This is a genomic window from Candidatus Lokiarchaeota archaeon (genome assembly GCA_014730275.1).
Classification (GTDB): domain Archaea; phylum Asgardarchaeota; class Thorarchaeia; order Thorarchaeales; family Thorarchaeaceae; genus WJIL01.
This window is the reverse complement of record WJIL01000040.1, coordinates 1-11050: the sequence shown is the minus strand read 5'-3', so window position 1 is coordinate 11050 and position 11050 is coordinate 1. Positions and strand designations below refer to the sequence as shown.

10 protein-coding genes are annotated in these 11050 nt (G+C 44.2%); 4 read left to right on the top strand and 6 right to left on the bottom strand.

Going from position 1 to position 11050, the window contains the following annotated elements; translation table 11 throughout:
- Positions 1–223: 223 nt before the first annotated feature.
- On the bottom strand, positions 224–2431 hold the full coding sequence (locus tag GF309_05120; protein ID MBD3158151.1) for a hypothetical protein: 2208 nt from the start codon (positions 2429–2431) through the stop codon (positions 224–226).
- A gap of 245 nt (positions 2432–2676) precedes the next feature.
- Here GF309_05120 and GF309_05115 point away from each other — a divergent pair, with 245 nt between their 5' ends.
- Genes GF309_05115 through GF309_05105 form a run of 3 tightly spaced genes read left to right on the top strand, consistent with a single transcriptional unit; the run spans position 2677 to position 5568 of the window.
- Complete coding sequence (locus GF309_05115) at positions 2677–3300, top strand: hypothetical protein (GenBank protein MBD3158150.1); 624 nt, start codon at positions 2677–2679, stop codon at positions 3298–3300.
- A 40-nt stretch (positions 3301–3340) separates the two neighbouring features.
- Positions 3341–4045 (top strand): hypothetical protein, encoded by a 705-nt coding sequence (locus tag GF309_05110; protein ID MBD3158149.1) that lies wholly within the window; start codon positions 3341–3343, stop codon positions 4043–4045.
- Positions 4046–4056: 11 nt separating this feature from the next.
- Positions 4057–5568: a hypothetical protein gene (locus GF309_05105; protein MBD3158148.1), complete on the top strand. Its 1512-nt coding sequence runs from the start codon at positions 4057–4059 to the stop codon at positions 5566–5568.
- Between the two features lie 31 nt (positions 5569–5599).
- On the opposite strand, the gene GF309_05100 is transcribed toward GF309_05105, so the two are convergent.
- Positions 5600–6196, bottom strand: coding sequence for a hypothetical protein (locus tag GF309_05100; GenBank protein MBD3158147.1), 597 nt, complete (start codon positions 6194–6196; stop codon positions 5600–5602).
- 35 nt (positions 6197–6231) lie between these two features.
- On the opposite strand from GF309_05100, the gene GF309_05095 reads away from it, so the two are divergent.
- Positions 6232–7896, top strand: coding sequence for a hypothetical protein (locus GF309_05095; protein ID MBD3158146.1), 1665 nt, complete (start codon positions 6232–6234; stop codon positions 7894–7896).
- Between the two features lie 23 nt (positions 7897–7919).
- Here the strand turns inward: GF309_05095 and GF309_05090 are convergent, their stop codons facing one another.
- The 4 genes from GF309_05090 to GF309_05075 all read right to left on the bottom strand — a co-directional run bounded on the left by GF309_05090 (position 7920) and on the right by GF309_05075 (position 10518).
- The gene (locus GF309_05090; protein MBD3158145.1) at positions 7920–8531 is read right to left on the bottom strand and encodes a hypothetical protein; all 612 of its coding nucleotides are present in this window, start codon (positions 8529–8531) and stop codon (positions 7920–7922) included.
- A gap of 127 nt (positions 8532–8658) precedes the next feature.
- Positions 8659–9204, bottom strand: coding sequence for a hypothetical protein (locus GF309_05085; GenBank protein MBD3158144.1), 546 nt, complete (start codon positions 9202–9204; stop codon positions 8659–8661).
- A 112-nt stretch (positions 9205–9316) separates the two neighbouring features.
- Positions 9317–9934 (bottom strand): hypothetical protein, encoded by a 618-nt coding sequence (locus GF309_05080; protein MBD3158143.1) that lies wholly within the window; start codon positions 9932–9934, stop codon positions 9317–9319.
- Positions 9931–10518: a hypothetical protein gene (locus GF309_05075; protein ID MBD3158142.1), complete on the bottom strand. Its 588-nt coding sequence runs from the start codon at positions 10516–10518 to the stop codon at positions 9931–9933. Before GF309_05075 ends, GF309_05080 begins: the two co-directional genes overlap by 4 nt.
- Between the last annotated feature and the right edge of the window lie 532 nt (positions 10519–11050).

Below are 11050 nucleotides of genomic sequence, written 5' to 3'. Positions count from 1 at the left end.
GAAAACAGAATAGTTCCAAGAAGAGAAGCGATGAAATACTCACCTAATCTCTTTTCCTCCTTCAGATCAGCATAAACAGCTTTTCTATCTGCAATGAAGCGGTTGAGTGTCTCTAGAAACTGATCCTTTCCTATCATTCTCAAGGATGAACCCTCAGCATTGACAGATGATTTTTTTCCTAAAAAGGATTTGCAGAAGCCTCGATGCAGTTATAGATTAGCAATCATATGATAGTGTCTGAAATTTCATTTCGAGAGGGTTTGAAGGAATGAAGTACTACAGCTGCTGTAACGCTGGCGAAAGCTGCGACAATCCACACACAATCTAACACAGGATATACTCTTGCAGCGATTACTAGCGTCGTGAATCGATTCACCCAGTCAACGACTGTCAAGTTGAATGTGTGAAGTCCTGGTGAAAGCCCATGAATTACTATGGATGATGCCGGTGCAGACAGCTCCACAGATTCACCTTCATCTACGCTTACAGACGCATTTCTATAACCTGATTCTTCATCAGTAACTCTCCATGCAAGCATCAAGGAGGAACCATACAGACCTCCAGAAGCAGGACGTATTAGCTCGATATGTGGATTGGTGAGATCGACACAAACACGAATTTGTTCACTATCTCGGTTTCCTGCTGCATCGTACACGGTGATGTTTAGCGTGTGTTGTCCTTCCGTGAGATTAGACAGATTCAAAATTCGTTCAGTCCCATCAACAACAACATTGGATGGCTGATCTAACCATACGCGAGAATGAGAGTATCCGCTGCAGAGGTCGGTTGCTGACCAATTCACGGAAAGACATCGCCGTGAGATATTGCAGAACGAAGGTAGCCCGTGAAGTAGAAGGTAGGGAGATTCGCTATCAATATTGATTCGGTAGTGGGCTACTCTGGGACCAATGTTACCTAAAACATCTCGGCTCATAACGTGTACGAACCATGTCCCATCCTTGAGTTGCCTATCTACCATAATCTTGTTCTTGTTTGTGAAGTTATCAGCATTGATTCTTGGTATTCCAGATGAGTTCCTGTCTATTGCATAATAGTACCCTGCAATGCCGTTGACATCTTCTGGTACTTCCCATTCAAGCAACAACCGTTTGTCTGCATACCAAGAGGTTTGATTTGGATGTGTGGGTGAAGTCAGTAGGGGCGGAGGTGCTCTGCAATCATAGTTGATTCGAAGAAATGGATCTCCGACTATTGTCATTCCATAATACCATTCTAGATATGCTGACCCTGCCTCCCCCATCTCGTTCAAGGATTTCGAAAACCAGTTGACCAAGCTTTCACCTATACTATTGTTCTGGCCCAAGGGTGTGTAGAAATGACTATTGTCCATCATACCCCCACTCTTGGTACTCCCAATACTAGCGACGCTGTAGTTACTGCTGAAAAGATATGTAACAGCAAGATTGTCTTGCATTGTCCATTTGGCTCCCTTGCAACAATAGAGATTATAGAAGCTGATTTTGGGGGCAGCTTCCTTGATGTCTGTAGAAGTAACAAGCCCTTGAGCCCATGGTTTGAAGTGATGTGCAGTAGGAGAGCTATGAGCACAGAGATGCACCCAGGCATGGTTTTGGCCCAGAACGTTCAGCCAGCCTGCTCCTGTGGTCAAATCGGGGTTTCCTTCATAGGAGATATCTGGATAAGCGGCTGCAATATCTCGTGCCCATTGTTCACCCCAAGAACACCAGTCATCATCAACAAATGCAACAGCTCGATGCTTCCTTTCTAAATCCCCTGTGCGGTACTGGTGCAGCTTAGATAGATATGCTGTGACTGTCTCAGCTGGATTCGCAATCCAAGACAGGCAAGAAGGATCGATGCGTCCCACGAATATCTCGGGATCGATATCTCCATGCAAAGATGCGCTATGATGATCGAATATGCCATCACTCGGATTGCTATCCGACCATGTGCCATCCAAGTCCATTAGGTAGAGATCACAAATGAAGGTCTCTGCGCTAAAGACTGAAGTTGAATCATGGTGGAATTCAGCATACGGAAGACGCCCTATAAGAACAGCCCCTACTAGCCCTTCATTCACATACCAGTTCACAAACAAACCTTTCAAATCAGAAACGGTAGCAATATCCTCTGTATACAGAATAACGTCATATCCAGATCCAACGAGGTCCTGGCAGTATTGTTGAGTGGGAGTTCTTATCCATCCATACAGAGAGTTCTCAACAATTACTGCAACAGTATTGGATGCATCTTGGTATAAACTTGGGAGATAATCTCTCGGAATATTGCGCATTGCAAAGGATTCTGCGTCCATTGATTCTGAGGTAATCGGAGTTATGATGTCATGTGCTACGCTTAGCCTGAAGACAGATGCTGGGGGTGACACAAGGATAACGAGAACCAAGATAAGATGGATGCAGCCTAGTGTACCAGTGTGGTTTCTCTTCATCAGCTTCACCGTTAAGAAATGCACTTAGATTGGCTTTATCCCATTAGAGGAGATTCAAAGCCACATAAACCTTGATGCCCGTTGTGATATCGAATATGCTTATTATGGGGCTATCAACAAACGTAGCTGTTCAACCCCTAATAACAACAAATCCTTGCTTAAGAAAAATAACCCTTTTTTAGAATGTCTGTAAATGATATCTTTGAATTGAGGTTGTTTGCTTCGGAGCAAGGATTGAAAGCTATATGCCAAGAAAATTCGATTTAGTCGTGGATGGAGAACTCACTCACGCATGGCTCGACAAATTCACCGCTGAAGACCTATATGGAAAAAGAGGTAGAGAATTCGTTGGGGAGAATGGAGAGGAGTTTCACAAGGGCTACATCACTTCAGATGGTATGACTATCCTCGAATCAGGATGCTACAAACAGAATTACCTGACAGAAAACGGGATTCCGTTATCATATAGAGGTTTAGTGAAATACGATGATGGTAAGCCGCTGCCTTTTGTTGAATCCACCTACAAGACGAGTAAGAAACTAGAAGATTTTGACGAAATATTCTTTACCGAACTGTCCCTATTTTCCATAAGCAGAACCTATGTTCTACGAACGGAAGATGACTCTGTGCTCCAAGATCTCAAACAAAGAGTCAGAGAGCTATATGAAGATGGATTGCTTCTGAAATCACCTTACGCCTATTACAGGTCTCAGACACCCGATGAAATGGTTCTGTTCCCAAAATGGGGAGAAATTGTGGTTTTCGTTGGCAAAATAGCTGAGCCCGTCACGGGCAGAAAGGACGAGATCATTGTAGAATATGATGAGGAAGCAGATGAAGAACTCGGCTCAGGTTTTGGTGAATGGTAATGCTCAACACCAAATGTATGCTCTACGGGGAGATTGAGGAATGAAAATCAATATCGAAAAAGATGGCATTGTAGCGGAAGGATTCATGCAAGCAAAAAGGCCGAGAGAAGATTATGATGTTAAGAGCAAAGATGGGGAAGATGTGGAGTTCCTTTCCTTTGTTCTTTGTAAGGCTGATAGAAGCGACAGAATCCTAGCTGGAAAGGATTCTGAGCAGGTCCTAGCCATGATTGAATCTGATGATGATATTGATTTACAGCTTCTCGGCAAAAAGATTGACACAAAAAGGACCGTGATTCTGGATAATGACAACACCATTGTCCATAATTACAGAGTTTTGGATACTCTTGAAAAAGATGGTGAGAAGAAAACGCGAGAACACGAACGAACCCTTGGAAATGTTCACTCGGAGATTCCCTTGAAGATTCTAAGCAAGAGCCTAACCAAGAAAGAAGCCTTTGAACAATACTTGCTTGAGAAGAGCTACTATATCACTCATACTAACGCCCATGCTTACAATTTTCTACATGATCTTGCTGAGGAGCTAGAAGACGATAAGATGTACTGGGTGAGAGCATTCAATCCCGAAACCAAGAGCCCCTCACCATTGGTTTTGAGAAATGGAGGGAAGAAGTACAGCGCTTCTTTCATTGAAGGCAAACAAATGGGAGACGAGTATCTCGTGATGTTGCACCTTGTGGAACGGGAATTCAAAATCCCAGAGCGCGAAGATGATGAAATGTAAAGTTGAGGACCATGATTAGCGAAGACAAAATAGTATGCACCGTTGGAGAGTATGTGCGGGGTACTATCCAATCTATCAACAAGCCAGATATTGAGCGGGTGGTTGATAACTATCGAAAGAATGTTACTCAAAAATTCATTCCCAAGGAAGATGATGAAATCGATGATATTCCGCTCTGGGATGGCGTCTATGCTTCAGTAAAATACGATGGGGAATTCAATGTATTTTGCTATAAAGAAGGTGAATACTCGTTTTTCATGAATTCACCTAACCACCGTGTTGTCTATGGAATGCCCGTAAATGAAGATATCAATGAAATCATGGAGGATAACGATATAGAGAAAGCTTTCATTGCTGGTGAACTGATTGCCTGTCCTTCTGGAGATTTTACGGAATACGGAAAGGTGTATGATTTTTCGAGAATCGCCCGTGCACCAGAGAATGAAGAGCAGCTGGAGAAGATAGGCTTTCGAGTATTCGACGTTATCCATCTGAATGGCGAGAGTCTCTTGGAAACCAGAGAGTATGGAGAGCGATTTGAAATTATCAAAGATATGATTGGCGCTGACCAATCAGAAAGGCTGGCTGTGGTTGATGCTATCCATACAAAGGATAAGACTCAGTTGAAGGACTTCTATGATCAGGAGGTTGAAGGAAAAGGAGCAGAAGGACTGGTTGTGCGCCTAAAGGGCCGTTCCAGCATTGGACACAAAGTGAAGCCAGTTCTCAGTTTGGATGTTGTTTTGATGGGAATGGTGAACGGAAACCCAGGTAGTAGACTTGGAACCGATCAAGTTGCTTCAACTATCTTGGGGTTACGATATCCAGATGGAACCTATCAGATTGTAACGAAGTGTGGTGGGGGATTGCCTGATGAAGAACGCCGGAAAATGTGGAATGATGCTGAATTTGTCCATACTAAAGGTTTCACAGAAACGAGTAATGATGGACGGGCGTATCGCATGTGCAAACCTGAGAAAGTTGTGAAAATCAAATATGGGGATCTCATTGAAACCAAAAGCGACATGGACTACATCATGAAGAACGTTCTTCAGTACGATGAAGAAGATGAATCCTGGGAGGTTATTCGGAGAGTTCCATTTGTTTCACTGCGTCATCCGAGGTTCCCTGAAGAGTATCTTAGAACAGATAAATCAGTTGATACTGTCGAGGATGTGCGAGTATCACAGATAACTGATAGAACAACAATCCTGGAGGACCTCCAAGCAGAACGCATTGGTAAAGATCTTCCGCAGGCTCAAGTACTTGATAGAGTTGTGTACAGAAAGAAAAACAAGATTCGAAAGCTTATGCTCATAGAGACAAACAAGCAAGACTTTGGTTACCTGCCTTTTGTGGTCTACTATATCTACTATACACCCGACGCAAAGAACAAGGTACAGCGTAAGGCGAAAGGCCTGAGAGACTACGAGAAGGCAAAGATGATTTTTGACAAAATCCGCGCTGATGAAATGGATACAGGCGGAGACCCCAAGCGTGGATGGAAACAAGTTACTCCATGACGTCTAGTATCACTCAAAGCAGTCCCCTTAGCTACTTGCTCGTTAATGAACTCTGAATCTCGCGCAATGTGTCCAATAGGCTATCCACACTATGAACCATCATGCCGTGCTTTTCAATTGCACCAAGCACATATTGATTCTTGTACATTTTACCTGGGCCTTTTCTTTTGGCTCGTATATCCGTGTACAGCGCAATGATGGGGATTTGTGCATTGGAAGCCACACCGATTTCACAAGCTACACCAGCATCTATTGGAAATTGGTCGATGCATGCAACGAGTACATCACTTCTCAGAATTGCTTCACTATCTGCTTCGTAGATTTCTTCGTTGCTGGGGGCCTCATCGAAGGTAAACGGTGTTTCTTGCGGCAAGAACACTTCGTATCCAACCGATCGTAATTCCTCTGCACAACGCTTGTTGAATGCTCTATCGGCATCCGAGAAAAGTGCGTTGGCCCAATAGATTTTCAATTGGCTACCCAATGTACAAACACCAATCGAACCTAGTTTAGCCGCTATAAAAGAGTCTCTTATGGAGGCAGTCAAGTACGTAGAATCGTATGGTTCCAAGACCGAAGAACACTTAGGTAATGAACAATTCTGATGACTAAAATAAATATCATTCAATCAACTAAAATTGTGATAAACGTGGAGACGGAACAATGACTCAGCCTGCAGATATGCTAAAAATCGTCCGCATGGGTGAAACCGACAACACCGAGTTCAAACGCCGTCTCACAAAATCGGACTTGCGAAAAGAACGATTGCAGAGCCTGATCTCTCGTATTCGGTACATGACGTGCGAAAGTCCATTCGAAGGTAGATTCCTTGTCGGCATTGAAGATCACGATGGCAAAAATTGGGAAGTCTATGGCCTAAGCGAGAAGACCTTGCAATCCTCAGAAGACATACTGAAGCAAATCTGCGAAAAAGCTGAGGTCGAAATCATCGAAGAAACCCGTGTAGAAACTAAGGAGGGAATGGTCGGTGTATATGTTCTCAAGCGATTGGCGGACACCGAGACGAGGGAGAGCTGCGCTATATCTGTAGCTGGGCGAGTCAATTCTGGGAAGTCCACCCTCATAGGCACTCTTGTTACGGGGCAACCAGATGACGGAAGCGGAAAGGCTAGATCCTTCCTCCTGAAACATCCTCAGGAAATAACTCGTGGCCAGACCGCAGATATCCATATGGCGTTTCTGGGGTTTACAAGTGGGGGCGATCCCATCCATCTTGATAATCCATTGAGCAAAGCAGAGTGGGCAAGGGCTCTCGACCGATCTTCAAGGGTATTGATGTTTGCTGATGCTCCTGGCCACCAAGAATACAGCAAGACCATGATTCGGAGCATTCTTGGTGGGGATGCGAGTTATGGGGTTATCCTCGTACCAGCAAAAGACGAGGCGAATCTGATCAAGTCCGAGGAGCTACACAATAGCAGACGGCGGCTTGACAAGATAACCCGTGAACACATGATTCTGATGTCTGGGCAGGATATACCCTTCATTGTTGTAGTATCGAAAGTTGATAGTGTGGCTAAAGAAGAACTGGAACTTGTCACCAATGTTGTGCGTAAGACGATCAAAGATATCGGCGGCATTCCGGTGTCGATTCAAGATGAAGAGGACATAGATACTGCAGTGAAAGAGATGGGGCATGGAGTAATAGTGCCGGTCGTAGAGGTCTCCTGTAAAACGATGCAGAATATCGATATTCTATCAAGCTTACTGAGCAAACTCCCTCTCGATTCCAAAGAGACTGACCTAACACAACCCGCTCAAGCCTATGTGGACAAAGTATACCGAGGAATCAGAGGCACGAACGTAGTCGTTACAGGAACGGTGAGGTCAGGCGTCTTCAAAGCTGGACAGCCTCTTGTAGTGGTTCCAAACAACGGTGAAAAAAAGCTGGAGGGGCGAGTCGGATCCATCGAGGTCTTCAAGAAGCGTGTCAATGCCGTAAAACCTGGTGACATGTTCGGGATTGATGTAAAGGGTGTTGACAAGTATGCTATACGAAGAGGGCAGCTACTAGCTGATCCAGGCGGCTCCAAGCAACCATGTAGGACTTTCGAGGCGGAAATCGTTGTGACTCGTCATCCGACCCGCATTTCTGAAGGTTACACTCCGGTTCTTCAGTGCAACACAATACAGCAAAGCGTTATGCTCAAGAAAATCTATGATGCAGATTTTCTATCCGTGGGTGATTTTGCACGTGTTCAGCTTGAGTTTCTTTTCAGACCAGAAGCTATCTCCGACGGTGACAAGATAGTCCTAAGAGAAGCTAACACAAGAGCCATCGGTACAGTAGCCGATATCGTTGACTAGCATTTTTAGGGGATTGGAATGGGTCATTCTTGAGTCTCAATTAGCTCAGCAGAATGTGGATTGGATCGCAAGAACTCCCTTGCATACTCCTCGTTGCTGATTTTTACAGTAAAGCTTGACGCTTCCTTACTGTAACTCATAATCTGAATCGCCTTTTCCAGCTCCGTGGGACCTAGTGCTCTATAGGAGATTATCATGACAATAATTGCTAATGCGAAAAGTGCGTAAGACCATGACTCAATGGGAATCTCCTGAATAGTCAGGAATCCGATTCGGACAGCGAAGAAGATAGAACCAATAGTTGACAATCCGCCTAATACAATGAACAAGCTTCTTGCTCTACCTCTTTCCACTGCAGAATATGCGTGTTTTTCACACGTATTGATTCTCAGTTTCCGAATTGCACCAGAACCAGGACGATAGCCATCCCAATGTGCTGGAGATATACTGCCCACAGGGGCTTTAAGGCTCCATTTTGGCCATTTGTCTCTCAGTCTTTCTCTTGTTTTCTCCACTGCTGTGAGAATAGTACCCTCTGTAGTTGCAAGACGATCACAGACGGGGCATCTATCTGGGAAACTAGCTGTTTCGCCATTGAACTGGATTAGGTACCCGTCTTTGTGTTTTTCTGGCATGCTTACATGTATTCTCCATTCACAAGTTGGAATCAACTCATATATAATTTCACAGACATTATGAGATATCACTTTGCACTGAATTAGGAAACACTAGATGGTAGCCACGAACCCTGTTATCCATTTTCTAGTGGTGCCCAGTCATAGGTTTCGCTACTTGACGAGAAGCGGGATTGAGACGGAGAAACTCTTCGGCGTACGCTCTATTTGTTATTTTGGCAGTAACAGTTGACCCATCATAATTCAGCATAAGAAATACCCGCTCTAACTTATAGATTGGAGCTACTTCGTTGGCAAGTGCAATAGGAACAATAGCCAACGCCGGTATCACGAACACCCAGAGATTGAGTGGTATATTGGCGAATAAGAAAAGTCCGATTCGGATAATGAAATACAAGCCCATGAGAATGGAAACGCCAACTAAGAATACGCGAAGAACCTTTCTGTTTGCGATATTCTCATTAGAGAATGAATGTTCTTGACATGTGGGAATTCTAATTCTGTCGGGAGACATTGATCTCAACCATGGAAGAAGCGAGTCGGAATCATACTGGTACAGGTATATCGAAGCACTTCCATCTGTAGGAGATGAACAAACTGGGCATATGTCCGGGAATCTAACGTCTTTTGGATGGAATCTGATGAAGAACCCCTCGCTATCTTCGTCACTCATATACAATCATCGACTTAATACAAGGCTAAAAAACATAAAAACATTTGTTACCACTTCGAAGATGGCATCATAGAAGAGGAATCTATGGTAAACCAAGTTGTGCGTCCGTGCTCTATTCCCCCTGTAAGACTGTAATGGACTTCGGATTTGAGCGAATAAGGCTCTGAGCGTAGTGTTCATAAGCTACCCTGACAGTAACTGTTGTTCCCTTATCCCCGATATCAATTACTTGAAACGCTTTTTCGAGCTCGTTTGGACCCAATGCCCGAAAGGTAGCAAGCATAGTGATGGTAACCAAACCGAAGAGCACGTATTCCAACATTGAAACGGGGTCACCCTGAAACAACAGGAAACCAATCCGCAACACGAAGAACATGAAAATGAGTATAGAGGATCCATTTGTGAAAATGAGCAAGCTTCTGGCTCTGCTTCTGTCCTCCGCATCATAGGAATGCTCCTCACAGGTTGGAATACGTAGTTTCTTCACTGAATCGGTACTAGTAGGAGATTTGGCCATATATGAGCCCGGGTCTGATGAGATTCGTTTTCGTCCGTAGTAGTCACTCGCACCAGGCCAGATTCGTTGCATCCCCTGGGGAAGATCAGATTTGGATGATATGAGCGTGCTTTCGCTATCTGCTGGCCGACCACAAATCGGGCAAATCTCCGGCAATCGAGTCGTTTCAATATCGAAGCGAATCACATAATCCTTGTTTCTTCCGAGGGTCACAGGCTTTTTCCTCCTTTTATGATTTCAACAGAATCGGTATTAGAATGCAAAAATTGCCTAGCGTAACTTAGGTTGGATATCTGTACTGTTAGTCTTGAACCTCCCGCATCATACTCCACCACCTCTATAGCTTTCTGTAGATCAGTCGGCCCGAGCGCTTTGTAAGAAGCAAGCATTGCGATCAGAATAGATATCCAGAGCATTGCCATCCAGGGTACAACCGGCATACCATGCATAATGGTTAATCCCAAATTGAATGATACGATAAGAAAGGCGATTATTGATAGCCCATTGATAATAGCCGCGACGCTTCTCGCTGTGGTGTTCTCTCCTTCGGAGGTGGCATGCTCTGAGCATGTAGGAATTCGTAGCTTCCGTGTTGAAACAGATTGTATTAAAGAAGCTCTGTGCCGAGGAGCTGTAATTGAACTTGGTCTAATGCTTCCGAAGCCTTCTTCCTCTTTTCCTTGCGAAGCTACTACAATACCCTCTGCTGCAGCGGGTTTGTTGCAGACCGGACAGGTGTCGGGAAATGTAACCCTGTCCGGGTTGAATCTGAAAACATAGGTTTCATCCTGACCCATGGCTAGAAGCTCTCCTCGCCTAGAAAATGGATTCGCTTCATATATAGGTTGGCAACCAAAGGAAATGATAATTGAACACAGTTAACCTTGTTTACCTTGTTAATGCCATGTATTCAGATACTAAACCGAGTAGATGGTATGTGACATTCATAGTCCTTGAGGGGATCCAACAACCGTTACATGTGGATTTATCCGAATGAATTCCTCTGCATAGGCTTCATTTTGAATCCTGAGAGTAACTGAGTTTCCGTGCCTATCATAATCAACAATCTTCATTGCTTTCTCCAGCTTTGTCGGTTTGAGAGACTCAGAGACTATAACGGCTAATAGTGCAAGCACACCACCAAATAGAAGCAACCATACTGGAATCGGAATCCAACTACCTCTTTGGATTTCTACCTGAAATAGAATCAAGACCATTGCAACTAGAGAAAGGCCATTGATTATGGAACAAAACCCTTTTTCCTTCATCCTCTGTTTTTTAGTATATGCATGCTCTCCACAGGCTGGAATCTCTAGTTCTTTCTTAAAG